General features: G+C 68.7%; 24 protein-coding genes and 4 pseudogenes. 18 read left to right on the top strand and 10 right to left on the bottom strand.

What is annotated here, in order from left to right:
- The coding region (locus tag ACFWGJ_RS11225; RefSeq protein WP_387322640.1) for a hypothetical protein at positions 1–225 on the bottom strand (225 nt) is incomplete at its 3' end.
- Between the two features lie 340 nt (positions 226–565).
- Positions 566–1,318, bottom strand: coding sequence for an SDR family NAD(P)-dependent oxidoreductase (locus tag ACFWGJ_RS11230; RefSeq protein WP_387322642.1), 753 nt, complete (start codon positions 1,316–1,318; stop codon positions 566–568).
- 121 nt (positions 1,319–1,439) lie between these two features.
- Between ACFWGJ_RS11230 and ACFWGJ_RS11235 the strand changes: the two genes are divergently transcribed.
- From ACFWGJ_RS11235 to ACFWGJ_RS11255, 5 genes are all read left to right on the top strand, one after another.
- The gene (locus ACFWGJ_RS11235) at positions 1,440–2,390 is read left to right on the top strand and encodes an AraC family transcriptional regulator (protein ID WP_387322706.1); all 951 of its coding nucleotides are present in this window, start codon (positions 1,440–1,442) and stop codon (positions 2,388–2,390) included.
- Between the two features lie 227 nt (positions 2,391–2,617).
- Positions 2,618–3,376: an SDR family NAD(P)-dependent oxidoreductase gene (locus ACFWGJ_RS11240; RefSeq protein ID WP_387322644.1), complete on the top strand. Its 759-nt coding sequence runs from the start codon at positions 2,618–2,620 to the stop codon at positions 3,374–3,376.
- A 383-nt stretch (positions 3,377–3,759) separates the two neighbouring features.
- The gene (locus tag ACFWGJ_RS11245; RefSeq protein WP_387322646.1) at positions 3,760–4,593 is read left to right on the top strand and encodes an alpha/beta fold hydrolase; all 834 of its coding nucleotides are present in this window, start codon (positions 3,760–3,762) and stop codon (positions 4,591–4,593) included.
- A 359-nt stretch (positions 4,594–4,952) separates the two neighbouring features.
- Entirely contained in the window at positions 4,953–5,378 is a 426-nt protein-coding gene (locus tag ACFWGJ_RS11250) for a MarR family winged helix-turn-helix transcriptional regulator (protein WP_387322648.1), read from the top strand.
- Between the two features lie 98 nt (positions 5,379–5,476).
- Positions 5,477–6,367 carry an NmrA/HSCARG family protein gene (locus tag ACFWGJ_RS11255; protein WP_387322650.1) on the top strand — a complete coding sequence of 297 codons (891 nt, stop codon included), beginning with the start codon at positions 5,477–5,479 and terminating at the stop codon, positions 6,365–6,367.
- Positions 6,368–6,444: 77 nt separating this feature from the next.
- Here ACFWGJ_RS11255 and ACFWGJ_RS11260 read toward each other — a convergent pair.
- Positions 6,445–6,681: pseudogene (locus ACFWGJ_RS11260) on the bottom strand (toxin Doc); the annotation flags it as partial.
- 409 nt (positions 6,682–7,090) lie between these two features.
- Positions 7,091–9,166, bottom strand: a complete 2,076-nt coding sequence (locus ACFWGJ_RS11265) for a glycoside hydrolase family 36 protein (protein ID WP_387322652.1) — start codon at positions 9,164–9,166, stop codon at positions 7,091–7,093.
- A gap of 447 nt (positions 9,167–9,613) precedes the next feature.
- Between ACFWGJ_RS11265 and ACFWGJ_RS11270 the strand changes: the two genes are divergently transcribed.
- The 7 genes and pseudogenes from ACFWGJ_RS11270 to ACFWGJ_RS11300 form a co-directional block, all read left to right on the top strand.
- Positions 9,614–10,402 (top strand): GntR family transcriptional regulator, encoded by a 789-nt coding sequence (locus ACFWGJ_RS11270; RefSeq protein ID WP_387322654.1) that lies wholly within the window; start codon positions 9,614–9,616, stop codon positions 10,400–10,402.
- Positions 10,403–10,599: 197 nt separating this feature from the next.
- The gene (locus tag ACFWGJ_RS11275) at positions 10,600–11,895 is read left to right on the top strand and encodes a D-tagatose-bisphosphate aldolase, class II, non-catalytic subunit (protein ID WP_387322656.1); all 1,296 of its coding nucleotides are present in this window, start codon (positions 10,600–10,602) and stop codon (positions 11,893–11,895) included.
- Complete coding sequence (locus ACFWGJ_RS11280; RefSeq protein ID WP_387322659.1) at positions 11,892–13,064, top strand: SIS domain-containing protein; 1,173 nt, start codon at positions 11,892–11,894, stop codon at positions 13,062–13,064. Before ACFWGJ_RS11275 ends, ACFWGJ_RS11280 begins: the two co-directional genes overlap by 4 nt.
- Positions 13,065–13,134: 70 nt before the next feature.
- Positions 13,135–14,127: a BadF/BadG/BcrA/BcrD ATPase family protein gene (locus ACFWGJ_RS11285; protein ID WP_387322661.1), complete on the top strand. Its 993-nt coding sequence runs from the start codon at positions 13,135–13,137 to the stop codon at positions 14,125–14,127.
- Entirely contained in the window at positions 14,124–15,074 is a 951-nt protein-coding gene (locus ACFWGJ_RS11290) for a DMT family transporter (RefSeq protein WP_387322663.1), read from the top strand. The genes ACFWGJ_RS11285 and ACFWGJ_RS11290 overlap by 4 nt, the downstream gene beginning before the upstream one ends.
- Positions 15,075–15,169: 95 nt before the next feature.
- Positions 15,170–16,021: a ketose-bisphosphate aldolase gene (locus ACFWGJ_RS11295; protein ID WP_387322665.1), complete on the top strand. Its 852-nt coding sequence runs from the start codon at positions 15,170–15,172 to the stop codon at positions 16,019–16,021.
- A 229-nt stretch (positions 16,022–16,250) separates the two neighbouring features.
- A pseudogene (locus ACFWGJ_RS11300) lies at positions 16,251–17,182 on the top strand (FAD-dependent oxidoreductase); the annotation flags it as partial.
- Between the two features lie 81 nt (positions 17,183–17,263).
- Here ACFWGJ_RS11300 and ACFWGJ_RS11305 read toward each other — a convergent pair.
- Positions 17,264–17,557 (bottom strand): annotated as a pseudogene (locus ACFWGJ_RS11305) (Tn3 family transposase); the annotation flags it as partial.
- A 178-nt stretch (positions 17,558–17,735) separates the two neighbouring features.
- Positions 17,736–18,218: an SRPBCC domain-containing protein gene (locus ACFWGJ_RS11310; RefSeq protein ID WP_387322666.1), complete on the bottom strand. Its 483-nt coding sequence runs from the start codon at positions 18,216–18,218 to the stop codon at positions 17,736–17,738.
- A gap of 101 nt (positions 18,219–18,319) precedes the next feature.
- On the opposite strand from ACFWGJ_RS11310, the gene ACFWGJ_RS11315 reads away from it, so the two are divergent.
- Positions 18,320–19,033: a TetR family transcriptional regulator gene (locus ACFWGJ_RS11315; protein ID WP_387322668.1), complete on the top strand. Its 714-nt coding sequence runs from the start codon at positions 18,320–18,322 to the stop codon at positions 19,031–19,033.
- A 676-nt stretch (positions 19,034–19,709) separates the two neighbouring features.
- On the top strand, positions 19,710–20,693 hold the full coding sequence (locus tag ACFWGJ_RS11320; protein WP_387322670.1) for a helix-turn-helix domain-containing protein: 984 nt from the start codon (positions 19,710–19,712) through the stop codon (positions 20,691–20,693).
- On the opposite strand, the gene ACFWGJ_RS11325 is transcribed toward ACFWGJ_RS11320, so the two are convergent.
- Positions 20,642–21,169: an ANTAR domain-containing protein gene (locus tag ACFWGJ_RS11325; protein ID WP_387322672.1), complete on the bottom strand. Its 528-nt coding sequence runs from the start codon at positions 21,167–21,169 to the stop codon at positions 20,642–20,644. The two genes, ACFWGJ_RS11320 and ACFWGJ_RS11325, sit on opposite strands and share 52 nt — an antisense overlap.
- 202 nt (positions 21,170–21,371) lie before the next feature.
- Positions 21,372–22,220: a helix-turn-helix transcriptional regulator gene (locus ACFWGJ_RS11330; protein ID WP_387322673.1), complete on the bottom strand. Its 849-nt coding sequence runs from the start codon at positions 22,218–22,220 to the stop codon at positions 21,372–21,374.
- Between the two features lie 139 nt (positions 22,221–22,359).
- On the opposite strand from ACFWGJ_RS11330, the gene ACFWGJ_RS11335 reads away from it, so the two are divergent.
- The 3 genes and pseudogenes from ACFWGJ_RS11335 to ACFWGJ_RS11345 all read left to right on the top strand — a co-directional run.
- Complete coding sequence (locus tag ACFWGJ_RS11335; RefSeq protein ID WP_387322674.1) at positions 22,360–22,623, top strand: Atu4866 domain-containing protein; 264 nt, start codon at positions 22,360–22,362, stop codon at positions 22,621–22,623.
- Between the two features lie 145 nt (positions 22,624–22,768).
- Positions 22,769–23,524: an SDR family NAD(P)-dependent oxidoreductase gene (locus tag ACFWGJ_RS11340; RefSeq protein WP_387322675.1), complete on the top strand. Its 756-nt coding sequence runs from the start codon at positions 22,769–22,771 to the stop codon at positions 23,522–23,524.
- 163 nt (positions 23,525–23,687) lie between these two features.
- Positions 23,688–24,266 (top strand): annotated as a pseudogene (locus ACFWGJ_RS11345) (SDR family NAD(P)-dependent oxidoreductase); the annotation flags it as partial.
- Between the two features lie 25 nt (positions 24,267–24,291).
- Here the strand turns inward: ACFWGJ_RS11345 and ACFWGJ_RS11350 are convergent.
- Together ACFWGJ_RS11350 and ACFWGJ_RS11355 are read right to left on the bottom strand one after the other, a co-directional pair.
- Complete coding sequence (locus ACFWGJ_RS11350; RefSeq protein WP_387322676.1) at positions 24,292–24,678, bottom strand: PPOX class F420-dependent oxidoreductase; 387 nt, start codon at positions 24,676–24,678, stop codon at positions 24,292–24,294.
- Positions 24,679–24,687: 9 nt separating this feature from the next.
- Positions 24,688–24,981: a muconolactone Delta-isomerase gene (locus tag ACFWGJ_RS11355; protein WP_387322678.1), complete on the bottom strand. Its 294-nt coding sequence runs from the start codon at positions 24,979–24,981 to the stop codon at positions 24,688–24,690.
- An 807-nt stretch (positions 24,982–25,788) separates the two neighbouring features.
- Here ACFWGJ_RS11355 and ACFWGJ_RS11360 point away from each other — a divergent pair.
- Positions 25,789–26,445 carry an FMN-dependent NADH-azoreductase gene (locus ACFWGJ_RS11360; protein ID WP_387322680.1) on the top strand — a complete coding sequence of 219 codons (657 nt, stop codon included), beginning with the start codon at positions 25,789–25,791 and terminating at the stop codon, positions 26,443–26,445.
- Positions 26,446–26,626: the final 181 nt, after the last annotated feature.

A 26,626-nucleotide genomic window follows, 5' to 3' on the forward strand; every position in this document is an offset into this window, starting at 1 on the left:
GCCCTGGATCACGAACGGCACGTCCACCTCGCCCGCGGCGAACGTGGGCAGCTCCCTGGTGACGCGCATCCCATGAGGCCAACCGCCATCGATCCAGCACGCGGAAGCAGTCCCACTGGGAACCGGCACCGCCTCCGCCTGCTGGGCAACCGGACAGCCGTCCTCGGTGTGCGCCCTGCACAGCCTCGACGCGCTTCCGTTGCCGCGATCGCGCCGCAAGGCCATTGGCCCTCCCGCAGCACCCGTAAGCGGCGTGTACGCGTGGCCTTCCTGATCAACAGGTCGGACGACCCTCAGGCATGCTGCTGATCCTCGGAGTGGTCCGCGAGTGCGGCACATACTCTGCCGAGATCCGCCTCGCCTCGGCAGCCCGCCCGAACTGCCGGGCGCGAACCCTCCGTCCCTGCACATCGCCCAAGCCGGCCGGGTGGCGGCGACCGGGCCGAACCTGGACGATCTGCAGGGCGTCGGCGCCGGAAGCCTGCCGGGCCACCGCGTGAAGGGCAGCGCGCCGGAGGCGGCATCGAAGCCTGCCTGCTCCGAATACCGACCACCGTGTGGTGCCTCAGATCTGGTTCGTGCCACCGTCGACGTAGAGGTTCGCGCCGACGACGTAGCTGCTCTGTTCCGAGGCCAGGAAGGCCACGACTGCGGCGGCCTCCTGGGACGTACCCATGCGGCCCTTGGGCACGGTCGTGGCGACATGCTCCCTGATCGCCTGGAAGGCCTGGTCGTCGCCGAATGCGGCGGTGCCGCCGGGAGTCTCGATCCATGCCGGGGAGACCACGTTGACCCGGATGCCGCGGCCCTTGAGTTCGACGGACCACGTCCGTGCGAAGGACCGGACGGCCGCCTTCGACGCCGCATAGGCGCCGAACGCCTCCATCCCGCGATCAGCGGCCGTCGATCCGACCAGGACGACCGAGGCTCCGTCGTTGAGCAGCGGCAACGCCTTCTGCACGGTGAACAGCGTGCCTCGGGTATTGACCGCGAAGATCTCGTCGAAGTGCTCCTCGGTGGTCTGTTCCATCGTCATGAACGAGCCGACCGCCGCGTTCGCCACGAGCACGTCCAGATTCCGTCCCCGCGCCCGGACCGTGTCGTAGAGCCGGTCCAGGTCCTCCGGCTTTCCGACGTCTCCGACGACCGCGGTGGCCCGGTCCGTTCCGATGGTCTTGACGGCGGCTTCCAGCTCGGTCTCCCGCCGCCCGGTGACGAAGACGTACGCACCCTCGTCCGCCAGTCGTACGGCGGTGGCCAGACCGATACCGGTGCTGCCTCCGGTGACGACTGCCGTCTTGCCTTCCAGCTGTCCCATGTGAGCGTCTCCGTAATGCTCTCGATGCGATCCGTTTCACCTCCACCCTGAGGGACAGCGGCAACATCATCCATAATGCGAAGTCCAGAATCCTTTACGCATCGTCCAAGAGGTGTCATTGATGCTCGGCTTCCAAGACCCCGTCGCTGACGCGATCGGCCTGCTCCGGCCCCGCACGGTGATCGGGCCCAGCCTCCGAGCCGCAGGGACGTGGGCATTGCGCTTCGACACGTTCCTGCACGTGCGGATCGGAGGCCTCGTGCACGGCACGTGCTGGCTGATCCTCGAAGGGCACGAACCTGTGCTCCTGCATGAGGGCGACACCTTCATGATGGGCAACCCGCCTCCCTACGTGCTGGCCAGCACACTCGACGCAAGCCCACGTCCTGCGAAGCAGGTACTGGCGGGCGCCGCGGACGGGTTCGTGCGGATCGGCCCGGAATCCGAGGAGAACCTCTACCTCTGCGTCGGGCACATCGCTTTCGACGACAGGAACGCGGCTCTCCTGACCGATCTCCTGCCGCCGCTCGTGATCGTCCGCGTGGACGATCCCCATGGCGGCAGGCTCGCCCAGCTGATCGATCTGCTGGCCACCGAGGTCGGCCTCACCGCAGCCGGTGGTCCACTGGTGCAAAACCACCTTGCACAGATCCTGCTCGTCCACATGCTGCGTGCTCACGCCGCCCGGACGGAGCGGCCCACCGGCTGGCTGGGCGCCCTGAACGAGGACGGCATCGGTAGCGCCCTGCGTGCCCTGCACGCGGACGTGGCCCACTCCTGGAGCCTCCAGGAACTCGCCCGGATCAGTAACATGTCGCGTTCCGCGTTCGCCCACGCCTTCAAGAACCACGTCGGGGTCCCACCACTGGAGTACCTGATCCACTGGCGCATGAGTCTGGCGCGCGACGCCCTCGCCCGCGACACCCTGTCGATCTCCGAACTCGCACGGGCCACGGGTTACCAGTCCGAGAGCGCATTCAGCACCGCATTCCGCCGCGTGGTCGGCTCGTCTCCCGCACAATTCCGGAACCAGGTGAGACAGCCGGCGCACTCGTCCGCAAACGAAAACTGAAGACGGCGTCGGCGTCGGCGTTCAGCGGCGATCACACGCCCTCCAGCGAGCAGTCGTCGCACAATCGCCGGTCAGACGTGTGGCTTGAACTCCTTGGCATGCAGGTGTCGGTGCTCCTGTCGGCTGTGGGGCCCGGATCCCGGGCGCGGACCGACGCCCTGACCCGCCGCGCAGCCGCGACGGCAATAACCACATCCCAGTCCCTCAAGACCGCTTAGGTTGACGGCATGACAGTTTCAGGCACCACGGGTACTGCCCTGGTCACCGGTGCGTCCCGCGGCCTCGGTGCCGTGATCGCCCGGCGTCTCGCGGCCGCCGGACACCCCGTCGCCGCTGTGTACCGCTCGGACGCCACGGCGGCCCGCTCGGTGGTGGCGGACATCCGGGCATCGGGCGGGACCGCGCAGGCGTTCGCCGCCGACGTGACGGACGAGACCACAGTGACGGACCTGGTGCTGAGCGTCACTGCCCGTCTCGGCCCCGTCACCACGCTCGTCGTCAACGCCACCGGCCCGCAACCCGCGAGGGATCCGGCCGCGGTGAGCTGGGACGACCATCTTGCCCAGCTCAGTTTCTTCGTCAAGAGCCCGACCCTGCTGATGCAGGCGGTGCTGCCGGCCATGCGGGAGCGCGACGGCGGCCGGATCGTCCAGATCGGTTCGGACGTCACCGAGCGGCTGCTGCCCGAGATGTCGGCGTACGTCGCCGCCAAGGCGGCCCAGCACAGCCTGACCGAGTGCTGGGCCCGCGCACTCGGCCCGCACGGGATCACGGTGAACACCATCGCGCCGGGCTGGATCCCGGTCGAACGGCACACCGCAACCCCTGCCGGGGAGCGGGCCGCCTACACCGCCGAGGTGCCGCTGCGCCGGATGGGCAGCCCGGACGACGTCGCCGCTGCCGTGGCGTACCTCGTCTCATCCGAGGGGGCGTTCGTCACGGGTGAGCGGATCAAGGTCAACGGCGGCCATACACTTGGCGGTTGAGCGTCAGGAGCCCTGTGCGGGCACCGGTGCGCCGTGAGCGATGACCTTGCGCTTCGCAGAGACTTCCAGAAGTCGTACGGGACCACCTGCGTCAGGGCGCCGAAGTCCTCGGCGATGCGGGAGGGCCGTGTCGCACCGGGGACGCCCGCGGCGCATCCGCCGGCGCATCGAACCCGCCATCGAAGACCCGGTGCAGCGCCGCCCGCACTCCAGCCGCATCCGCTGGGGCGGCAGACCCCACTCACGCCCGGCGCCGCGTGACCAGGCACAAGGTGAATGCACTGTCCGAGCGCGGCGCTGCCGGCCTGTGACGGTGCCGTCCGGACTGAACGGGCTTGATCAACCCGCTTGGGCCGGAGGCACAACCGAGAGGAACAGCACCCGTGAGTGAATGGCAACTGGCCGAGACATTCCGCAGCACGTCGGGCGATATCCGCTGGGACAGCCTCGGACAACCCGGCCAGGATCCGGTTGTGCTTCTCCACGGCACACCCTTCTCCTCGTATGTCTGGCGCGCTGTCGCCCGCTCACTCGCCCGCCGTCACCAGGTGTTCGTGTGGGACATGCCCGGTTACGGGGCATCGCAGATGTCCGCCGACCAGGATGTCTCCCTGGCTGCCCAGGGCAAGGTCTTCTCCGACCTCCTGGCGCACTGGGACTTGGAGAAACCCCTGGTGGTCGCCCACGACTTCGGCGGCGCCATCTCCTTGCGGGCGCATCTGCTGCACGGCGCCCGTTACCGCGCGCTCGCTCTGGTCGACCCGGTCGCACTGGCGCCCTGGGGTTCCCCGTTCTTCCGGCTTGTCGGTGAGCACTCCGAGGTCTTCGAGCAACTGCCGCCCGCACTGCACCACGCCCTGGTACGCGAGTACGTAAGTTCGGCCAGCAGCCCCGGCCTGCACCCGGCAGTCCTCGACCGGCTCGTCCGGCCCTGGCTCGGCGACCTCGGCCAGGCGGCCTTCTACCGGCAGATCGCCCAGGCCGACCAGCTCTACACCGACGAGATACAGGACCGGTACGGCGAGATCGGCATCCCGACACTGGTGTGCTGGGGCCAGGACGACACCTGGATTCCCGTGGCGAAGGGGCGCGAGCTCGCCGCCCGCATCCCGGGCGCGCGACTTGAGCCAATCGCCGGTGCGGGCCATCTTGTCCAAGAAGACGCACCCGCCGAACTCACAGCCGCTCTCATCGCCTTCCTCCAGAACCCGCGCTAACGCCCAGCCACCCGGCGAACCTAACCGGGTCACAGCACTAGGGAGGCACGCGCTGCGATGATGCGAACTCGACTGGGCGGTAAGCGACGGGGACACCAGATGACGCGGTGGCAGCTCTTGCGGGGAGACGTCCTGCTCGGTGAGCTCAGTGAGTACGGCTGTGATCAGCCGTACTTCCTGGCGTACTTCACCCCGGGACCTGGCTGACACCGTGCGCGTCGCGCAGCTGCGCCAGTGGGCCCACAGAGCTGCCCCGGTTCATGGCCGGTCTCGCCGTGGTGTGTGTCGCCTGGTGAGTGGTGGTCCGCCGGCCCGCGACGAGTAGGCTGATCGTTCGTGATCGGACCGTGGAGGTCGGCGTGGACTATGGCGACAAGCTCTTCTGGCTCTCGGTTGTGATTCAACGCAAGTACGCGCAGATCTGCGCCGAGTTCGACCTGACGCCCTCGCAGGCCACGCTGCTCTGCGCGATCAGGAACGAGCCGCGGCAGATGGCTGACCTCGCCGCGTCGTTGGGTATGGCCAAGAACGCACTGAGCCAGCTGGTCGATCGCACCGCGCGGCGCGAGTTGGTCGACCGGGCCAGCTCGGCGCAGGACCGGCGGGTCGTCATGCTCCGTGCGACACCCACGGGGAAGGTGCTCGCCGAGGCCTTCTACGCCGAGGTCCGCAAGCGCCTGCCCGAGATCGCGAGGAATCTCGACGCCGACGACCAGCGCGCCTTCGAGCGCGTGGCCACCGCCATCGTGGACACCTCGGAAATCTCTTCGCCCACCTCGAACTAACCCATCCCACCGTGAGGTCCCGTTCCACTCGAACCTTGACGAAGTTCATACCGTGAACTAATTTCGTTCACGCCATGAACTAGTGAAGGGTGGCAGTGATGCGCACACGGACGACCGGCACGGTCGCAGTATTCGGCGCGACGGGGCAACAGGGTGGGGCGGTGGTCGACGCGCTGCTGGACCACAAGGCGCGGGTGCGGGCTCTGGTCCGCGACCCGCACTCCGACCGGGCTCAGGCGCTGGCCGCCCGCGGCGTCGAGCTGGCGGCCATCCGGGCCGACGACCCGGCGTCGCCGGCCGCCGCGCTGGCGGCGGTCGAGGGGTTCTACTTCATGACCCCGGAGGCGAACAGCCTCGAAGAGGTCGAGACGGAGATCCGTATCGGCACCGCGCTCGTCGACGCGGCGGTCGAGGCGAGCGTCCCGCACGTCGTGTTCAACTCGGTCTTCGGAGCGGACCGGGAGTCGGGTGTGCCGCACCACGACTCGAAGCACTCGATCGAGGAGTACCTGAGGAAGTCCGGCCTCAGGGCCACGATGGTTCGCGCGACCGCCTTCATGGAGAACTTCGCGAGCGTGATGGCACCGACCCTGGAGCATGGGGAGATCGTGCTGAGGCTGCCGTTGCCGGAGGACGTCGCCCTGAAGATGATCTCAGTCAGGGACATCGGCCGGGTCGCCGCGGCGCTCCTGCTCGACATCGCGGAGGCCCCCGGCGGGGCCGTCGAGCTCATCGGCGACGAGCTGACGGGCCCCCAGATCGCCGCGGCGTTCGGTACGCGCGCCGGGCTCCCGTCACGGTACGAGGCCCTCCCGTTGAGCGTGCTTCCCACCGACCTCGACAAGGCGATGTTCCGCGAGTTCGCGAAGGCGGCGCCATCCCCTGCGGACCTCGCGGCGGTGCGCTCGATCGAGCCGGCCACCCTGGACCTGGGCGAGTGGATCCGAGCCACCGGCTGGACCGCGCCCACAGACGTGGCCGGTTCCTGAGCCTCCGGCCGCGATGAACGCCCCGTGATCGTTGCCCACGGTCTCGGCGCTCCGGGCACGGCAACGCATCTGGTGACGGCACACGCGAACCGGACATTGCGCGAGGGCAGGGGCTTGAGCGGCAGCAGGGTGTGCGGCAGCGCCGCAGCACGCCGGGACGCGTCCGGATCCGCACCGAGGCGGGGCGGATCGACACGATGGCGCGCCATGGCCACGACCATGGCGGAGAAGTCACTGATGCAGGGCTGGTCGGGAAGAGCCGACTCGCGCCGCTGCAGCAGCCAGCGCACGTCGATGTGCAGGGAAGGCGCCATCAGGTCAGCCGGCCCCGCCCGTCGTGTCCGCCACTGGGCCGTCGTCGATGCCAGGCACCCCGATGGCTACGGCCAGAGAGGGATCCGCGAAGACCCACTGGAACTCCGTCGCCGCCCTCTTCCGCCTTCACTGATGAGCGACCGTGTCGGTCGTCGAGGCCTTCACGAAAGCCTTCAACGTCGTGCCGTACTCCCGGGCGGCAGCCCGAAGGGCTTCGAGCTCCGCATCGGAGAAATCGACATTGAGTGAGCAGGTACCCGCCGAGTTTCGTGCACGACGGGGTAACGACGGGCCACGGGCCACCGGGGAGGACTCCGGCGGCGGCCCGCGGTCGCTCGTTCTGGCCCAGCTGACAACAGTGAGTTGATCATGTGGCTGTGCCTGACGACAGGCCACGAGCCCGGCTGGTCAGCCGACGGGTTCGGCCACGATGAGCTGGAACCGCTCGAAGGACAGCTTCACGGTGTTGTGCTGAGCGGTGGCGGTTCCGAGTGACGTGCCGGTGAACGGGTCCATCAGACGGTACCGGGTACGGCCCAGACCGCGCAGCTCGACCGTCCCGTCCCACCGGTCGGCGTAGAAGGCGTAGTGGAGGGTCTGCTTCTTGGCCACGACATGCGCCTCGGGCTTGTCGAAGCCGATGTCGTACAGCTCGCCGCGGTACTCGCCGGTGGGCAGCATGTTCTTCTTGTACAGCGACACCCACTTGCGCCACAGGACCTCCTTCTCCGGGGTGAGGTCGGTCGCCTTGTCCGGGGCTCCGGTTCCGGGGAGGGTGAACTTGGTCGACAGGACTGCTCCGACCCCGTAGGAGGACGCGAAGTCGTCGCCGTTGTCGCTCAGTTCGACGTGGTCGCCGGCGTAGCTGCTGCCGGCGCCCATCAGCGCCTTCATCGACTTGCCCTTGCTGCGGACCTGGTAGGAGGACTCCGGGTCGGAGCTCGGGTACTGGTCGACGTAGGGCAGGTTGTGGAAGGCGAAGGCGGTACCGCAGGGGCAGAGTTCGACGAGGGCATCGGGGTTCGCCGCGTGCGCGGCTTCGTGGATCGCCTTCCAGAACCGGGCCACGCCCTCGGTGGATTCCTCGGGGCGGGCGTGCCGGTGCTCGGGGTTGTAGCAGGGCGCGACGCTGTTGAGGTGCTGGCCGTCGATCTTGAGCCCCTCGTAGCCCCAGTCGCCGATGAACCTCTTCGCCTGCTCGACGAAGTAGTCCACGGTCGGCTGGTAGGCCGGGCAGAGGGTGTAGGCGTCCCACCAGGTGACGTCCTGCTTGTTGCCGTCGCGGTCCAGCAACAGCATGTCGGAGCGGTCCCGGATCAGGTTGCTGTCGGGGTCCGCCGCCAGCGGGGCCCACCACAGGCGCGGTCGCAGGCCGGCGTCCCGTATCTCCTTGGTGAAGGCCCGCATGTCCGCTTCGCCGCGCGGGAACTTCGCCGTGTTGATGTCCCAGTCGCCCTCGTTGGTCTGCCAGCCGTCGTCGAGCGCGGCCCAGCGCAGGCCGACCTCGTGCGCCTTCGGCAGCGCCGCGGTGATCTGCTCGGTGGCGAAGTCGCGCTCGTAACCCCAGGCACACCAGATGGGCTCGAAGGCTGAAGCGGGGACCTTGGGGGCGCGCTGGCCGATGTCGCTCATGTAGTCGCGGTACCGCTGGAGCGGCACGAAGTGGTCGCCCGGGAGGGCGGTCAAGAACGTGGTGCTGGTGCTGAGTCGGCGGCCCGGCTTCAGGGTGCGGGCGGTGTCGTCCTGGACGGCGATGCTCGCTCCGGCGGCCGTTTTGCGGACCGGCATACGCAGGATCGTCGTCACGGGCTCGACGTGTCCGACGGACAGGCCCCCGCCCCGGCGCCAGACGGTCGCCAGCGGGGTACCGCCGCCGTAGTCGGAGGAGTCCATCCCCAGCGAGTTCTCCTGGACGTAGCCGTCCTTCACCTGCCTCACCCAGTCGCGGCGGTCCGTGTACGTGCTGCCGGAGAAGGTGTAGAAGCCGCCGGGGAACTCCAGGAGTTCGTGGGCTCCGTTGCGCCACCCGGTGACCTTCAGCGCGGTCGAGGACCTGTTGGTGTAGGTCACCTTCATCACGATCATGCCGGCCAGACGCTCGAACGAGGTCAGCTCGACCGTCTTGTGCACGCCCTCCTCGGTCGTGCCCTCGATGGTCACCCGGACGCCCGCGCCGTGGCGAGTGTGCCGGGTGGTGCGGGTGCGGTGCCCGCGGTAGGCGAACGCCTCGATGGTCCTGTCCCCCACCAGCAGGGCTTCGCCGGCGTCGAAGCGAGTGAGGTCGACGCCCTTCAGCGCCACCCGGCTGCGCAGCTGGTCGTCGAACTCCAGGGTGATGGAGGTGTCGCCGACTCCGACGAGGTCAGGATCCGAGTTCGGTGCGGCCGCCGCGGGTGAGGCGCCCATCGCCACGGTCGGAAACGCGGCCAGGCCGGCACCCCCCAGCGCCACCTTCAGTACGCTCCGCCGGTTCATGTCCGTCATGTCGAACTCTCTTTCGGTCGTGCGTGCCCACCTGGGGCAGCCGCCTTTGTCCGTCGCTGTGGATCATCGGAGTCGAACAGCGTGTTCGCGTCGAAGCGACCGCCCCTAGGACCGGTCGAGGTCTGGCCTGCTACTGGTTTCGGTCTGCTACTGGTTTTCGCAGTGGGCCGGATGGGGTCGAAAGAAGGCGTGTCGTCCGAACGGGCATCCCGGTGCGAGGTCGTCTCCCGCGTTCGCGCGCGGCCATCCCCGGTGAAATGCGACAACGCTGCCTCGATCACCGGAAGGTGTCCGGAGCGCGGCGAAACGGAAGGTCGCCCAGGGGACGATGTCCCCCTCGCCGGGTGGCCTGCATCGAGAACGTAAGTGGTATTCGAGTGGCATGTCAACGGGGGGTGCCGTCTGGACGAGGGTTCGCGCCGGCGATCGGATTGGTATGTTTCTGGTATGACCGACGCGAGAACGCCGATGCCCAGAGGCCTGTTCGGGGACGACGTCCTCCCGCTGTACGAGCGCACAGCCGCGCAACTGCTCGACGACCTGCGCGCCGCTGCCGCCCGCCCCGGTGACCGGCTACCCTCCGAGCGCGCCATGTCCGACCGGTACGCCGTCTCGCGTGTGACGCTGCGCGCGGCCCTCGCACAATTGGAGTCGCGGGGCGTCGTGCGGCCGTCGTCGTCGCGCGGATGGTTCGTCGCCGAGCTGGGGCTGCTCCCCGAGGCGACCATGACGTCCGCCTCGACGGCCCCGCAGGTCCAGGGGTTCGCCGACTACGCCCAGGCCAACGGCTTGACGACGGCCGGCAAGGTGCTCTCGGCCACCGTCCGCCCGGCCACGGTGCACGAGGCCGAGCAGCTTCGGATCGCTCCGGGCGCCGACCTCTTCGACCTCCACCGGCTGCGCTTCCTGGACGGTCTTCTGGTCGTGCTGGAGCACAACCGGCTCCCCTTGGCGGCCTGCCCTGCGCTGCCCAAAACCGACTTCACCACGGCCTCGCTCTACGCCACCCTGCGCGCCGCCGACCCGCCGCAGCTGCCCCGCATCGCCGACTATTCGGTCGAGGCCCGCCACCCGACGCCACGCGAGATCGAGCTGTTCGAGATCGGCGAGACCATGCCGATGCTGGTCGCGACCCAACTGACGTCGAACCAGGAAGCACGCCCGATCGAACTGACCGTGCAGGTCTACCGGGGGGACCGCTACCGGTTCCGGGCCTCCATCACCAACCAGACGTAACCGACCACCGTTCGGCCCTGAAGGATGCCCCGGCGGTCTTGAGTGATCGCCGCGGATCGACCGCTGCCCGTGCAATACCAGATGCATACCAGAATAAGACTATTGACGACCTCCAACAAGACCAGTACTGTCCGAAATCAACCGCAGGCCAGGACGGCACAGTGGCTTGAGATACGCGTTTGAGTGAGGGGTCGGCCATGCAGAGCCCGTTGAGCGAGGTGGTCCGGCGCCAAAAAGCCGGGCAGCCGCAGGGCATCACCTCGGTGTGTTCGGCTCATCCGCTGGTCATCGAGGCAGCCGTGCTGCAAGCACGGGAGACCGGTGGTCACGTACTGGTGGAGGCGACCTCGAACCAGGTCGACCAGTACGGCGGTTACACGGGCATGCGGCCCACGGACTTCCGCGACCTCGTGCACGGCATCGCCGCCGAAAGTGGTCTGCCACTGGACCGCGTGATTCTCGGCGGCGACCACCTCGGACCGAACCGGTGGCAGTCCCTGACGCCCGACGAGGCGATGGAGCGGGCCGACGCCCTGGTCGCTGCCTACGTGGCGGCGGACTTCACCAAGATCCACCTGGACTGCAGCTTCGCGTGTGCCGGTGATCCCACCCCGCTGACCGACGACGTCGTCGCCGAACGCGCCGCGCGACTGATCCGGGTGGCAGAGGAAACGGCCGGCCCCCAGCGGGCCGAGCGGATCCGGTACGTGATCGGTACCGAGGTACCCACACCCGGTGGCGCGCACGACACGCTCGGCGCTCTCGTCCCGACCACACCCGAGGCGGCGCGCACCACTCTGGAGCAGCACCGCAAGGCGTTCGCCCGACACGGCATCGACCAGGTCTGGCCGCGTGTCATGGCCCTGGTCGTCCAGCCGGCCGTGGAGTTCGACCACCTTCAGGTCGTCGACTACCGGCGGGAGCTGACCGAGGAACTGCGCAAGGTCCTCGACGACGAGCCCACCATGGTCTATGAGGCCCACTCGACCGACTACCAGACCGCCGAGGCGCTCACCGCACTGGTCGAGGACCACTGGGCAGTCCTCAAGGTGGGCCCCGGGCTGACCTTCGCCCTGCGCGAGGCGCTGTTCGCCCTCGCCGCGATCGAGGACGAACTGGTGCCGGCCGCAGAGCGGTCAGGGCTTGCCGAGGTCGTCGAGCAGCGGATGCTCGCCGAGCCGGCGAGATGGGAGGGCTACTACCCGGGCGTCGCCGCCGAGCAGCGCCTCGCGCGCCGCTACAGCTACAGCGACCGGATGCGCTACTACTGGCCCGACCCCGAGATCGACAAGGCCCAGGCCAGGCTGCTGGACAACCTCGCGGCCGTGGACATTCCCCTGCCGCTGCTCAGCGCGCATCTTCCGCTCCAGTACTCCCGTGTCCGCCACGGCGAGCTCGCCGCCCGGCCACGCGACCTGGCCGTGGACCATGTGCGCGATGTTCTGCGCGACTACGACCGCGCCTCCCACCCGAACCACAAGGAGCACGTGTGACCACGCCCTTCGGCACGCAGTCCTCGGACGACGGCGCTGCCCACACCGTCCGCGAGATCGCCCAGCAGCCCACGCTGTGGCGCGAGGTCGACAAGATCGTCGCGGGCTCCCGGGACTCGCTGGACGCCTTCCTGCGTCCGCTCCTCTCCCGCGGCGACCTGCGCGTGGTGCTCACCGGGGCCGGCACCTCCGCTTTCGCCGGCCAGGTGCTCCAGCCCGCCCTGGCCCGGCGGCTGGAACGGCGCGTCGACGCGGTCCCCACCACGGACCTCGTCGCCGACCCCCGCGGCTATCTCGCCGAGGACGTGCCCACGCTGCTGGTCTCCTTCGCGCGGTCGGGTGACAGCCCCGAGTCCGTGGCCGCCACGCTGCTGGCCGACCAGGTCCTCTCCGAGGTGCACCACCTCGTGATCACCTGCAACGAGCAGGGCCGCCTGGCGCGCGAACACGCGGAGCTTCCGAAGTCCCACGTGCTGCTCATGCCGCCCGGGTCCAACGACCGCGGCTTCGCCATGACATCGAGCTTCACGTGCATGACGCTCGCGGCGCTGCTCGCCCTGGGCGGCAGCGCCTACGACGGCGTCGCCGAACGCCTGGCCCGGGCAGCCGAGTCGATCACCGAGAGCGGCGCTGTCGACCGCACCGTCGGCACCCTCCTGAAGAGCGCGCCCGAGCGGATCGTCTTCCTCGGCAGCGGCCCGCTCAAGGGCCTCGCCGAGGAGTCGGCGCTGAAGGTGCTGGAGCTCACCGGTGGGACACTCATGGCCGTCGCGGAATCCTCGCTGGGATTCCGGCACGGCCCCAAGGCGGTGCTCAACGACCGTACGGTCGCGGTGGTGTACATGTCGAACGACCCGTACACCCGCAAGTACGACCAGGACATCTATGCGGAGCTGTGCGGAAACCTGCCCGCCGGCAGCGTCGTCACGGTCTCCGCGGACTCAGCGGACTCCGGCGCGGGAGCGGAGGGCACAGGCGCCGACGCCTGGCCGCTGCCGGGCCTCGACGGCGTCGATGATGTCGCCCTGGCGCTGTCCGCCGTGGTGTACGCCCAGCTCGTCGCCCTGCGCGCCTCCCTGGCCCGGGGTCTGCGGCCCGACAACCCGTTCCCCTCGGGCGAGATCAACCGCGTGGTGCAGGGCGTGACCTTGCACTCCTTGCCTCACTGATCAAAGGCAACGCACCACTGAGCAAAGACATCAACGGCGCGGACCGAGGGCGCCCGACGGAGGTACAACGATGTTCCTAGGTGTCGACGGTGGCGGTACGAAAACCGCATTCTGCATGGTCGACCGGTCCGGACAGGTCGTGGCGCGAGCGCAGGCGGCAAGTTCGTACTACTTCTCCCACGGCATCGAGCTCGTCGAACGTGTACTCAAGGAAGGCGTCGAAACTGTCTGCACGGCGGCCGGACTGGCCCCCGCCGACATCGAGTACGCCTTCTTCGGACTGCCCGGCTACGGGGAGGCGGCGCGCGATCTGCCCGTCCTGAACGCGACCCCGCGAGCGGTGCTCGGGCACGACCGCTACGCCTGCGACAACGACATGGTCTGCGGCTGGGCGGGTTCGCTGGGCGCGGTCGACGGCATCAACGTCATCAGCGGCACCGGTTCGATGACCTACGGCGAGCGGCTGGGCCGGGGCGTGCGCATCGGTGGCTGGAGCGAGATGTTCGGCGACGAGGGATCGGCGCACTGGATCGCGATCCGGGGCCTCAACGCCTTCTCGCGGATGAGCGACGGGCGGCTCCCCGAGGGCTCCCTGGCCGAGGTGTTCCGGCGCCACCTGCAGCTCGCGTCCGACCTCGACTTGATCGACGTCGTCCACAACCAGTGGCAGGGCGACCGGAGCCGGATCGCCGCGCTCAGCCGCCCGGTGGCCGAGGCGGCCGCTCTGGGCGACGCGGCCGCCACGGAGATCCTCACCGACGCAGGCCGGGAACTCGCCCTGCTCGTCGACGTCACCCGCGAACGGCTGGAGTTCGGCCCGGACGAGACCGTACCGGTCTCCTACTCCGGCGGCACCTTCGGCGCCGACCTGGTTCTGGAGGCGTTCACCTCCGGAATGAAAGATCGTTCTACCAGTTACGAGCTGCGACACCCTCTCTACGAGCCTGTCGTGGGTGCCGCTCTGTACGCGGCGAAACTCGCTGGAACCCCGCTCGACCGGCCCGCGCTCGACGCGCTGCGCATGGCCTCCCGGACCCCTGCCTCAGGAGAGGACGACCGATGAACAGAGGTACCAAGAGCTGGATCGTGTACGCGGCGCTGCTGGTCCTGTTCTGGGGTGTGTGGGGCGCCTTCTCCAGCGAGCCGAACAGCAGGTACGGCTATCCCAACGAGATGATCTACATCATCTGGGCCTGCACGATGCTCATCCCCGCGTACTTCGCGATGCGCGGCAACACGTTCGACCGCCGGCCGGTCGCCGCGGGGTACGGGCTGATCGCAGGACTGACCGGTGCCGGCGGACAACTACTGCTGTTCCAGGCGCTCGCCAACGGCCCGGCGTACCTGATCTTCCCCCTGGTGTCGCTCTCCCCCGTGGTCACCGTCCTCATGGCGATGGCGCTGCTGCGTGAGCGGATCAACCGGCTCGCCGTCATAGGTGTCGTCGCGGCGCTGGCGGCGATCGTGCTGTTCAGCATTCCCAGCAGCAAGGACGACTCGAACTCACACGGCCCGTGGCTGCTGATGGCCATCCTGATCTGCGTCGCCTGGGGCGTGCAGGCGTTCTGCATGCGCAAGGCCGCGCTGGTCGGGGTCAACGACGCGACGACCTTCGGCTGGATGACCATCAGCGGACTGCTGTTGGTGCCGGTGGCGTTCGTGATGATGGGCGATTACCCCTCCGACGCCCCGTGGCAGGCACCCGCGCTCACCGCGGTGACACAGGTCCTCAACGCGGTCGGCGCGCTGTTCCTGGTCATGGCGTTCAGCCGGGGCAAGGCCACGGTGGTCGCCCCCGTCACCAACGCACTGGCGCCGGTACTGACCATCGTGCTGTCCCTGGCGGTCTACCAGAGGCTCCCCAACGTGTGGGGCACCCTCGGCATCGTGCTGGCCCTCGCCGGCTCCACTCTCATGGTCTACAGCGACGAGAAGAGCGGCGAGAGTTCCGTGGCCCCGGGGGCGGCGGACACCGGCGCGGACGTGAGTCCGGCTACGCAGACGTCCTGATCACCCACATACCCGTACCGGCCGCACCACGCAGCGGTACGGGCCATCACCGGCCCGTACCCACCGAACCGACACGAAAGCGAGGGGACACCCTCATGCCCCTGGTTCCCACGCGCGAACTCGTCGCGAAGGCCGCCGCCGCAGGCCGGGCCGTCGCCGCGTTCAACGTGATCACGCTGGAACACGCCGAGGCGATCACCGCCGGCACAGCCGCGGCGGGCGCCCCGGGGGTGATCCTGCAGATCAGCGAGAACGCCGTACGGTTCCACGGCGGCCGGGTCGAACCGATCGCGCGGGCCGCGGCCGAGGTCGGCAAGGCCTGTGACGTCGACGTCGCACTGCACATGGACCATGTGACGGACATGCGTCTGCTGCGCACGGCGGCCGACGCGGGCTTCTCCTCCGCGATGTTCGACGCCGGGGCGCAGCCGTACGCCGAGAACCTCGCGGCCACCCGCGCCGCGGTCCAGTGGGCCCACGGTGAGGGCCTGTGGCTGGAGGCCGAACTCGGCTATGTGGGCGGCAAGCCCGACGCCCCAGCGAGCGCTCACACGGCCGGGGTGCGCACCGATCCGCAGGAGGCGGCGCGCTATGTCGCGGACACCGGCGTGGACGCCCTGGCGGTCGCCGTCGGCAGCAGCCACGCGATGACCGAACGCTCCGCGACCCTGGACCACGCCCTCATCGAACGCCTGCGGGAGGCCGTGCCCGTACCTCTGGTGCTGCACGGTTCGTCGGGCGTCGGCGACGACGATCTGCGACAGGCCGTACGGGCGGGCATCGTGAAGATCAACATCGGTACCGCTCTCAACGTCGCCTTCACCGGCGCGGTGCGCGAGACGCTGGCGGAGCGCCCCGACCTGACCGACCCCCGCCCTTACGTCGCCAAGGGCCGGGAGGCGATGGCGGAGACGGTCCGGGTCCTGCTCGGTGTGGTGAGCGGCTGAGCGGGGCCGAAGCCTTCCCAGCACCTGATGTCGACCAACGAGGTGGTGCACGGCAGGCGGTGAGGCTTCCCCGTGCTCTCGGACACTCGATGCCAGCCCTCGGCGGTCGGCAGCGCGGTGATGTCGCCGACCGGCTTCGCGCCGGGCGCATCGGCGTGGAAGTCGCGGCCGATGAGGTCCAGGGCCCGGCCGGCCCTCTTGACCGGCCGGGTCAGCGAGCGGCGCTTGCGGCCTGATCCTCCCGGGCCGAGAGGCGTACCGGATCATGGACCGAGCGGCGAACGTGCTGCTCGACCTGACCGACGTCGGAACCGGCGAACGCCCGGAGGTACCGCGCGGCGCACTGCGGCAGATGCTGCTCGACTCCCTGCCCGCCGGAACCGTCCGCTGGGGTCACAAGGTCACCGCCGTCAAGGCCCTCGGCGACGACCGCCACCGGGTGAGTTTCGCCGACGACACCAACGTGGTCGCGGACTTGCTCGTTGGCGCCGACGGCGCTTGGTCGCGTGTGCGGCCGCTGCTTTCGAAGGCCACGCCCCAGTACTTCTGCGTATGCAGCGTGGAGACGTTCCTCTTCGAGGCGGAAACCCGTCACCCGGATTCCGCGAAGGCGGTCGGAGCCGGCTCCCTGTTCGCGCTCGCCCCGGGCCTCGGACTGCTCGCTCACCGTGAAGGGGGCGGGATCCTGCACACCTACGTGCAGCTGAAGAAGCCCCAGGAATGGTTCACCGGCCTGGACACCAGCGATGCCGCAGCCTTCACCGCACGAGTGAGGGAAGAGTTCGACGGGTGGGCCCCGCACTCACCGCACTGATCACCGACAGCGACACCCCGCCGGTCCTGCGCCCCATCTTCACCCTGCCGGCCGGGCACCGTTGGGAGCGTGTGCCGGGGGTGACCCTGCTGGGCGATGCCGTGCACCTGCGGGCGCCGAACGGCGAAGGCGCCAACCTGGCCATGCTGGACGGCGCGGAACTCGGCCGCGCCCTCGCCGCGCACCCCAACGATGTGGAGACCGCGCTCGCAGCGCACGAACACGCGATGTTCGCTCACGTCGCCGCGGTGGAAGCGGACGACGACGGCTTCTACACGACCATGATCGACGACCACGCACCTCACAGCCTGCTCGCCCTGATGACCGGCGACGGACCAAGCGCGTGATCCGTAGCCGCACGTGCAGCACCAGGCGGCCCGACGCAGTGCCCCGTACCGTGGTCCCAGGCGCGGGTCACCGGCGCCGCCTCAGTCCTCGCAGCGGTCGTCGTCCTCGTCCAGTTCCGGCGTGTCCGGGTCGCGCAGCGGGCGCGGGGAGCCGGGGGCCGGGACGCCGGCGGTGACGCTGTAGCGGCCGAGCAGATTCAGGTTGCGGTGCTTGAGCGGGGACAGCCATGCGATGTCTTCGTCGCGGAGTTCGTGGCCCTCGGCGCGGAGCCGGGTGACGGCGGCATCGCTGTACTTCGTGGTCCACAGCACGATGGCGTTGAGGGCCAGGCCGAGCGCGCCGAACTGGTCCTCCCTACCGGCGCGGTACATCTGAGGGAGCCGACGGTTCAGTTGGGACAGTACGCCCTGGCCAGGGCGCCGATGTTGTCTCCTGCCGAGGCGACAGGGAGCGGGGTGTGGTCGACCCGTCCGTTGAGACAAGTGGCATTGCTCCCCGGCGACGCGGAACGTGCAGGTGCCCGCCGTTCGGAGGGATTCTTGCGTCGGCCGTCTAGAGGGGCTTGGGACGCAGAGGGCTGTCCTGGCGCAGGGCGCCTTGGTCGTCGAGGTCATTCAGCACGGCGGGCAGGCCCTTGGTGAGCATCTTGGTGCGGACGGTGCCGAGGATCTTCGCCATGAAGAGGCCTCCGACGCCGGTGAAGCCGGTGTGGTCATAGATGAAGCGCGTTCCGCCGCCGTGCGGTGCGAGGCTGTAGGTGACTTCGGTGACCTCACCGCCGCCTTCGTCCTGCCACGAGTAGCGCAGCAGCAAAGGCTCACGTACCTCCAACACCTCGCACACCACCACGCCGCTCCAGCCGGGCTTCGGTTTCGCGACGAACTTGAACGTGGTGCCGGGAACGGCCGCGAAGCCCTCCGGCCGCGCGCCGGCGCCGGTGGCCGTCCAGAGCGGGATCAGCTCTGGATCGGTGACCGCACGCCAGACCTTCCGCGGCGGTTGCGGGTAGTCACGGACGATGCGAATGGCGCTCATGTGCGGGCTCCAAGGATGCAGACTTCAAGACCAGTCATATTTACAGTCGCTGAAAATTTACAGTAACAGAAAATGTAGGGTGGCTGGACTATGCTTCGGCAATGAGCGCACGCACCGTGGACTGGACGGCCTTGCGAGGCCGCGAAGAGGAGCCGGCAGCCGAAGGGCTGCGAGATCGCAAGAAGCGGCTGCTACGGCAGCAGCTGTCCGACACGGCCACCGAGATGTTCATGGACCGGGGCTTCGACGCCGTGCGTGTCTCCGAGATCGCCGCCGCCTGCGGGGTGTCGGAGAAGACCGTCTTCAACTACTTCCCGACCAAGGAATCCCTGATCCTGGACCTGGGCGAAACCACGCTGAGCGCCCTGCGGACCACACTGGCCGATCCCGGTCTCTCGCCGGTCGAAGCAGTGCTGGAGATCCTGTCCGGCCAACTGGCGGGCCTCACCTCCTGGCTAGCGGCGCAGGACGACTGGTCCCAGGCCACGGCCGTGCTCCTTCGCTTCGGCAGGCTGATCGGATCCACCCCGTCCCTGCGGGCGTATCAGCGCGACATGACCGACCAGCAGATCGCCGTAGCCGCCGAAGTCCTGGCCCGACGCACCGGGATGAGCCCGGACGACCCTGAACCTCAGATCGCCGCAGCCTCACTGCTCGCGCTGTGGCCCATCCAGTTCCAGGCGCTGCGCAGGCACCTGAACGGCGCCCAGACCTCCGAGGAACTGCGCAACGAGGTCAGCGCCGACGTCCGGCGCGCGGCCCGACTCATCGACACCGGACTTGTCTCACTTTCCCCGGCCCAGCGCAATCACTGATTTCTTCGGGGTGTCGTCGGGTCCCTTGCCCAGCCCGTGGTGGCCGCGCGGTCGAACGGAGCGTTCACGAAAGCAGCGGGGACCGAACGTGGTTCAAGGACTGCTCCTCAGGGAGCACGACTGCGGCGGAGCGGCTTCTTCGTTATGTGGCTGGTGTCCTGCTCTGAACTGCCGGTTCGAGCTTTCGCTTGGAGTGCTGCCCCGCCACGCTCCGAAGGTGAAAACTCACGAGAGCGACGAAAGCCGCCGGGCACGGGACGGAATGGCCCGGACCCCGCCGTCCCGCCCCGTCCTGTGCGCTGTCACACGCCGGCGCCACGCGAAGCGATCGTTCTGCACCCGCCGCGGTCACGCGCAGACCAAACACACCCCACGCACGCGGTGACGGCCCTGTCATGGATACAACGCGCGCCCCGGCTCCCGGCCGGTCCTGCAACCGTTTCGGCCGTCACGTTGCATCAGCGATCCGGTCCTCGCAGCCCCACGGCCGCCCCGACACGAGGGTGTCGCGCCGCCTTCGGCGCGACACCGGCCACGCGTCCCGGCCGCAGCGGGTTCCACTCTTGCCTCTGGCGCGGTGAGTTGAGCGGTTGGGCACCTTGAGGCGACAGCGGCCGAGCCGGCAGAGACCGAGTAGCCTGACACGGGGTAGAGACCGTCCTAGCGAGGTGCTCCCATGTCTGACCTCCCCGCTGTCGGCCCCCCGTCGCAGCGCTTCACGTTCGCCACGACCGACCCGGACGAAGCGCAGGACTTCATCGCCGCGATGTACCGGGCCGGGCGCCCGCCCCGCACCAGGAGTGCGAGCCTGACGTCGCCCGTGTCGGTCTCCCAGGTCAGCGCGGGCGGACTGAGCTACGTCGACTTCACCATGCCGCCGGACGTGACGCTGCACCTGACCGGCACCGATGACCTGTCGGTGACCACACTGATCACCGGCAGCACCCAGGCGGAACTGGGCAAGAACACCGAGCGCTACAGCGCCGGAGACGCGTTCCTCGGCAGCTATCCCGCCGGCGACTACCAAGTGCGCTGCCTGCAGTTCCGGTCCAGCATCATCACCGTGCCCCACAGCGCGCTGCGGGCTGCCATGGACTCCCCCGGCCGACCCTGCCCGCCGCTGCGGTTCACTTCGCTGCGTGCCACTTCACCGGCCGCCGCCCGGCAGTGGAAACAGGCCGCCGCGTTCGCCCGCGACCTCCTGCTCGACGACCAGGCCGCCATCAGCCCGCTGATCACCGGCAGCACAGGCCGGCTGCTGGCCGCCACCGCGCTGACGGTCTTCCCCAACAACGCGCCAACCGATCCCCTCCCCGCGGACAGCCACGACGCCCACCCGGGAACGCTGCGCCGTGCGATCGCGTTCATCGAGGCGAACGCCGCAAGCGACATCGGCATCGCCGACATCGCCACAGCAGCCGGCGTCACGAGCCGCGCAGTCCAACTCGCCTTCCGCCGCCACCTCGGCACCACCCCGCTGCGGTACCTGCGCCGCATCCGCCTCGACCGCGCCCACCACGAACTCCTCCTCGCCGACCCCGCCGCCCAGAGCGTCACCACCGTCGCCTACCGCTGGGGTTTCTCCCACCCGGGCCGCTTCGCCGCCGACTACCGCACCGTCCACGGCGAACCACCCAGCCACACCCTGCGCCGCTGGTGACACCTCCTGCCGGAGCCCGGATCAACACAACATGTCAGCCGGCGGCGACGACATGACGAGACCAGGCAGGGCATCCCGAAAGGTTCTGTTCGGCCGGGCCGAACGCGCTGAACAGGGGCGGGCGGGGGCACCAGGCCCTGGCGGACGACCCCATGAGCCACGCCGCTGAGCAAGACCCGGTGGGAGCGAGCGTAGTGGCGCAGGGAGGAGACCGCCTGCTCAAGCGTGACGCGCTGACGCACCGACAGGATTCCTTTCGCCTGCTCGATGACGATGCGGCTGTCCAGGGCGGTGGTGAACTGCGCCCAGCGCACGTCCGCATCGCCGGAGCCGTCCGTGCTCCCGGGCCGGACGCTGCGGTGGGCGTACAGGACCGGGCCCGGTCGATATCCGCCAGCAGCATTCCCCATCCCGGACGGCAGACCCGCAAAAATATGGTCGTGAAGGGCGGTCGCCTGCGCGACGAAAGGCTCCATGAGGCTTCAGCCGTACGCTCGTCAAAGCCTGGAGTGGGCATAGCCGAGGCGGACATGTCCGACCGGTTCGGCGCCGGCGCCCACGGGCCGGAGCAGTTCGGTCCAGGCCGAGCCGGGCCTGCGTCCGGCGGCCGTTTGCGGCATGAAACGCACCGAGGCGAAGGAGCACTATCGGTGCGGGTCCCCGGGTTGTGTCGGCTGATCAGCCCGTGTGCCGGGAGCGGTCCTGGCGCCGGGTGGCGTGGAGGGAGCCGAGCAATTGGAGGGAGTGGGCGCTGGGGCTGCCCGGTTCGGCGTGATAGATGACGAGCTGCTGGCCGGGTGCCTCGCGTACGTCGAACGCCTGGTAGGTGAGCGTGAGCGGGCCGACATCCGGGTGGAGGAAGTGCTTGGCGTCCCGCGTCTTGCCCCGCACGCTGTGGGACTGCCACAGGCGCGCGAAGTCCGCGCTGTGCTCGGTGAGAGTGCCGACGAGTTCGCGCAGCCGAGGGTTGTCCGGTTCGAAGCCGGTCGCCTCGCGGAGGTTCGCGACGGTCGCTTGTGCCGCCCGGTTCCAGTCCGTGTGGAAGGCGGGGCCGGCCGGGTCGAGGAACGTCATGCGGGCGAGGTTGTCCACCTGGGTGAACGCCGAGTAGAGGGCCTGGGCGAGCGCGTTCACCGCGAGGAGGTCGAGGGACCTGTTCATGACGAACGCCGGGGTGTTCGGGTAACCATCCATCAGCTGCCGCAGGGCGGGGCCGACGCGCTCGGTGCGGCGGGGCGACAGCCGGCCGGCGGGGGCGGCTCCGGCCAGCCGGTACAGGTGCGCCCTGGCGTCCTCGTCGAGGTGCAGCGCATGGCTGAGGGCGTCGATCACCTGCGGCGAGGGGTTGCGTTCGCGGCCCTGTTCCAGGCGGGTGTAGTAGTCGGCGTTCACTCCGGCCAGGACGGCGACCTCCTCGCGGCGCAGCCCAGCGACTCTGCGGGTCCCGTGGCTCGGCATCCCGACGTCGTGCGGGCGCAGGGCGGCGCGGCACGCGCGCAGGAAGTCCCCCATGTGGTTGTCGTCCATGTCCTCAGGCTAGGCGGCGCGCCGCCGTGCTGCCTGGGTGTGATGCACCCAGGCAGCAGACGTCCTGGTCGATCATCGCTGACCTGCGCAGACTCGGTAGAGCGGAAAGGACCGCACCGTTCGATGAGAGGAGGCCGCCATGGCCGCGATCGAGGTGGGCCACGTGGACGTGGTCGGTATGTGGGTGACCGAGGACGGATACATCCGGCAGGAGCTGCTGCCGGACGGCCGTTACGACGAGGCTCGCGGCGAGCGGGCCAGTGCGTACACCGGCCGTTACACGGTCACCGGTAGTCACCTGGACTACGTCGACGACACCGGGTTCACCGCCACAGGGGACATCCGTGACGGAGTGCTCTACCACGAACACCTCGTGCTGTACCGGGAGTCGAGCCCGTCGTAGCGGGGCGGCGAGCGTAGCGGGGCAACGGGGTTCAAGCAGCAGATGCTCCGGTCGGGAAGAGCGACTCCTCGTGGGAGCGGACCGGTTACCGAGGCAGGCAACAGCCGCTGACCGACGTATCAAACACAAGAAAAGGACCGTATTCATGACCGGACGTCTTGCGGGCAAGGTGGCCCTGATCACGGGCGCGACCGGGGGGATCGGTACGGCGACCGCCGAACTCTTCGCCCAGGAGGGCGCCCGGCTGGTGATCACCGATGTGGCCCGGGAACCCCTCCAGAAGCTGGCCCAGCGCATCGAGGCAGGTGGCGCGGATGTGGCAAGCGCCCTCCTCGATGTCTCCTCCGCCCGGCAATGGGAGGAGGTGACGGCCCTCGTACGCGATCAATTCGGCGGGCTGGACGTGCTGGTGAACCTCGCCGGGATCGTGGACTGGCCGGGCATCGAGGACACGCGGGAGGAGATGTGGGACCGCGTGATCGCCGTGAACCAGAAAGGCACCTGGCTCGGCATGAGAGCGGCGATGCCGCTGCTGCGAGCGAGCGGCAACGCATCGGTGATCAACACCTCGTCCGTGCTCGGCCTGGTGGGCAGCGGCGCGGCCGCGGCCTATCACGCGTCGAAGGGCGCGGTACGCCTGCTGAGCAAGACCGCCGCGGTCGAGTACGCACGGCAGGGCGCACGGGTCAACTCGATACATCCCGGAGTGGTCGCCACACCGATGATCCAGGACCTCCTGGACGAGCAGGGCGGCCAGCAACCGGACATACAGCGCACCCCCTTGCGCCGAGCCGGCCGCGCCGACGAAATCGCCCCCGCGATCCTCTTCCTCGCCGGCGACGACTCCTCCTTCATCACCGGCTCGGAACTCGTCGTCGACGGCGGCCTCACCGCACACTGAACCGCCCACCCGCCGGGCGTCCACGGCACCTCCCGTACGCACGGGAGGTCACGCGCGCTCCCTACCTGTGCCGTCTGCTCCGAGAACGCGGGACCGTAAAGCAGCCCGGACAGCCGGCGCGGAACACTGCGCGCGACCCCGATCTTCACGAGAGGACCTCATCATGACGCCCACCGCCGCGTCTGTGGAAGCATCCGAGTTCGCCGGGAAGACCGCCCTGGTCACCGGGGCCGCGCGCGGCGTGGGCAAGGAGACCGTGGCACTGCTCCATGCCCGCGTCGTCGCCGTCGACCTGCGTCCCGCATCACGACCCTGCAGGACGAATTCCTCGGCGTACTCGCGATGCGAGGTGACATCACGCGGGAGGAGAGCGCCGTCGACGCGGTCCGCTCGGCGCTGAACGCCTTCTGTGGACTGGACATCCTGGTGAACAACGCCGGACGCACCCTGAACAAACCCGTCACCGAAACAGCCGCCGAGGACTGGGACACAGTGATGGCCGTCAACGCCCGCGGATCCTTCCTCTGCGCCCGAGAAGCCTTCCGAGCCATGCGGAGCCCGGGCGGCGGGAGCATCGTCAGCACCGGGGTCCTACGCCGGCACGGTCGCCGTGCCCCAGGGCGCCGCCTACAGCGCGTCCAAAGGCGCCCTGGCCCAACTGACCAAGGTGCTAGCCGCCGAAGGCGGACCATGGGGCATCCGCGCCAAATTTGTCGCCGCAGGCGTCATCGAAACCGACTGGCACCGGCCGGGCCCACGTACGTCTCTCATAGGGTCAGGGTGATCCGCAGTCCGACCGTCCCCTCCCGCCCGCGGCGCAGCCGGCTGCCGAGGAGGACGACCCGGCCGAGGACGCCGTACTTGCGTGCGATCAGCCCGCGGTAGCGGGCCGCCGTGGTCTGGTCGACGATCTCCGCCGTCGCTGGAACCTGCTCGCCCGTCGGATTGCCGCGCACGTCGCAGGGACCCACGAGAACGTCCGGTCGGTTGCGGATCCGTTTCACCTTCCAGGAGTCCGCGACGGTCCAGACGCCGAGCGCGTCACCGTCCCGGATTACCCATACCGGCGTCGGGACGCCTGTGCCGTTCTTCCGGTAACTCGTGATCAGGAGGAACTTCTCCGAACCAAGCGTATCGAGCCTTGTCTCGTCCATGATCGGGTACTAGGACCGAGCTCCAGTTGCAATAGCTCCCGGATGACGAGAAAGAGCAGTCACGGTCAGCTCCATGAAGGGATAGAGCGGCAGGGAGCTGAGAACCTCGTGAAGCTGGTCCGCGTCGGCAACCTCGAAGATGCTCAGATTCTCTGATTTGCCGGCCACCCGCCATAGGTGGAGCCAAGTGCCGTCAACCTGCAACTGCCGTGCAACCTCTTTCTCCATGGCTTGTAGGCGTGTGAGCGTCTCAGGGGCAATGTCGCGCGGCAGCTTGAGCGCTATATGCACATGGAAGAGCATCGTGACCTTCTCAGTCGGGGGTTTATATTTGCTGTTCAGCGTTCAATAAAAAGGGGCACCAACGGAAGCAAGCACCCGCCCATCAGATTTCTGAAGCGCCAAGCAACGGCACCGTTGCTGACTGCGACACCGACGGCTTCTCTGGGCGGCTATCTAGGCTCGGGACGCGTACCACTGCACCCTGCGCCCTTCACGAGGCCCCCGACCATCGCTGACTCTCATCTAACAACCTAGCACGCCTACGCTCAAGACCCCGCCTGAGCGTGGATCCTGATTCTGCTTCCAGCGGCATCGCCTTGCGCCTGAGCTTCAGTCGCCGGCGTCGACCCCGGATGAATGACCAGAGCGCCATCCAGGCCACGACCTAGCGGATGGATCGCTTCCGAGGTTGCTCAGTTGCGCCGGCACTGGCAGGCCAGGTGTCGCGGCGCAAGGCCTTTCGGCCTTGGGCTACAGGCAGCCCAGCAAACTTGGGCCCTGGACTGCCCACAGGTCGCATCCCGGGAGCGATGAGGGACTACATGACTGCGCAGCCGCTCCCGCCATCTGACGTCGTGCAGCCTCCAGCCGCAGGCGCGCCGCGGCGAAAGCGCCGGACCACAGGCGGCCTGAGCTCATCGGACACCCGCGGACACCAGGGACGAGGGAGACGGTCCGACCGTAGTCGACGCTCCGACCTCCTAGGGCGAGACGGACGGTTTCTGAGTAGTCAACTACAATGTAGAGTCCTGAGGGCAATATGTAGGACTCCTTTGCCAATGCCTGAAACACCCTCAAATACTTCTAGCTCTAACGAATGGATGACGCATGCCCACCCTGCTGCACCTGGACAACGCCCTCGCTCCGCAAGCGGGATCGGCTTCGCGTTCCGTCGCCGTGACCTTCCGTAAGGCGTGGGAAGAGCAGAACCCTGGCGGAAAGGTGATATACCGCGACCTAGCTTCGAACCCCCTGCCGCATCTCGACGCACTACGCGCGTTCGCGGGTTTCACCGATGCCGCCTCGCACTCACCCGAGCAGTCCGCTGCATTCGCGGAGCGGATCAAGCTCGTTGAGGAGCTTGAGAGTGCCGATGCCGTACTGATCGGTGCGCCTATGTACAACTACACGATCCCGTCCACCCTGAAGGCGTGGCTCGACCAGGTAATCATCATGGGGCGCACGGGCGGCGAGGGGACGACGGTAAAGGGCAAGCCCGTCACCGTCGTTGCCAGCCGCGGCGGCTCGTACGCCCATGGCGCGCCGCAGGAGCGCTTCGAGTTCGTCCTCAACTACCTGGAGGGCGTGCTCGGGGGACTTATGGAGCTCGAAGTCGAATTCATCATCGCCGAGCTGACGCTTGCAGGCAGCGTGCCCGCAATGGCTGACCTCATCCCAAGCGGCGAGGCGTCCCTGGAGAAGGCCCACAAGGAGGCCGCCGAGCGGGCTCAGGTTCTGAGCGCACGCCTCTCGCAGGCCGCGTGACCTGATTCTGGCCGCAGTCCGGACTCGCGGACCGCGGCCAGTTCGTGGGTGTGGCGGAACATCTGAATGTCGCGACGCGCCCACGGCTTCGGGGCTGCACGTGGGAGCCACGGCGGGTTTCACACGCCTACTGAACCCTTTCCAACCTGGCTGTGGCGTCGGAGTGTTAGTGGGCATGAGT

It is taken from the genome of Streptomyces sp. NPDC060205 (assembly GCF_042728395.1).
GTDB lineage: Bacteria > Actinomycetota > Actinomycetes > Streptomycetales > Streptomycetaceae > Streptomyces.

Excerpts from the sequence above, each read along its gene's own strand:
- ACFWGJ_RS11325 (WP_387322672.1), bottom strand. The coding sequence starts at position 21,169 with ATGGAGCCTTTCGTCGCGCAGGCGACCGCCCTTCACGACCATATTTTT.
- ACFWGJ_RS11320 (WP_387322670.1), top strand. The coding sequence starts at position 19,710 with ATGTCTGACCTCCCCGCTGTCGGCCCCCCGTCGCAGCGCTTCACGTTC.
- ACFWGJ_RS11235 (WP_387322706.1), top strand. The coding sequence starts at position 1,440 with ATGCTCGGCTTCCAAGACCCCGTCGCTGACGCGATCGGCCTGCTCCGG.
- ACFWGJ_RS11230 (WP_387322642.1), bottom strand. The coding sequence starts at position 1,318 with ATGGGACAGCTGGAAGGCAAGACGGCAGTCGTCACCGGAGGCAGCACC.
- ACFWGJ_RS11275 (WP_387322656.1), top strand. The coding sequence starts at position 10,600 with ATGCAGAGCCCGTTGAGCGAGGTGGTCCGGCGCCAAAAAGCCGGGCAG.
- ACFWGJ_RS11270 (WP_387322654.1), top strand. The coding sequence starts at position 9,614 with ATGACCGACGCGAGAACGCCGATGCCCAGAGGCCTGTTCGGGGACGAC.
- ACFWGJ_RS11315 (WP_387322668.1), top strand. The coding sequence starts at position 18,320 with ATGAGCGCACGCACCGTGGACTGGACGGCCTTGCGAGGCCGCGAAGAG.
- ACFWGJ_RS11360 (WP_387322680.1), top strand. The coding sequence starts at position 25,789 with ATGCCCACCCTGCTGCACCTGGACAACGCCCTCGCTCCGCAAGCGGGA.
- ACFWGJ_RS11330 (WP_387322673.1), bottom strand. The coding sequence starts at position 22,220 with ATGGACGACAACCACATGGGGGACTTCCTGCGCGCGTGCCGCGCCGCC.
- ACFWGJ_RS11255 (WP_387322650.1), top strand. The coding sequence starts at position 5,477 with ATGCGCACACGGACGACCGGCACGGTCGCAGTATTCGGCGCGACGGGG.
- ACFWGJ_RS11240 (WP_387322644.1), top strand. The coding sequence starts at position 2,618 with ATGACAGTTTCAGGCACCACGGGTACTGCCCTGGTCACCGGTGCGTCC.
- ACFWGJ_RS11265 (WP_387322652.1), bottom strand. The coding sequence starts at position 9,166 with ATGACGGACATGAACCGGCGGAGCGTACTGAAGGTGGCGCTGGGGGGT.
- ACFWGJ_RS11335 (WP_387322674.1), top strand. The coding sequence starts at position 22,360 with ATGGCCGCGATCGAGGTGGGCCACGTGGACGTGGTCGGTATGTGGGTG.
- ACFWGJ_RS11290 (WP_387322663.1), top strand. The coding sequence starts at position 14,124 with ATGAACAGAGGTACCAAGAGCTGGATCGTGTACGCGGCGCTGCTGGTC.
- ACFWGJ_RS11295 (WP_387322665.1), top strand. The coding sequence starts at position 15,170 with ATGCCCCTGGTTCCCACGCGCGAACTCGTCGCGAAGGCCGCCGCCGCA.
- ACFWGJ_RS11340 (WP_387322675.1), top strand. The coding sequence starts at position 22,769 with ATGACCGGACGTCTTGCGGGCAAGGTGGCCCTGATCACGGGCGCGACC.
- ACFWGJ_RS11285 (WP_387322661.1), top strand. The coding sequence starts at position 13,135 with ATGTTCCTAGGTGTCGACGGTGGCGGTACGAAAACCGCATTCTGCATG.
- ACFWGJ_RS11350 (WP_387322676.1), bottom strand. The coding sequence starts at position 24,678 with ATGGACGAGACAAGGCTCGATACGCTTGGTTCGGAGAAGTTCCTCCTG.
- ACFWGJ_RS11310 (WP_387322666.1), bottom strand. The coding sequence starts at position 18,218 with ATGAGCGCCATTCGCATCGTCCGTGACTACCCGCAACCGCCGCGGAAG.
- ACFWGJ_RS11355 (WP_387322678.1), bottom strand. The coding sequence starts at position 24,981 with ATGCTCTTCCATGTGCATATAGCGCTCAAGCTGCCGCGCGACATTGCC.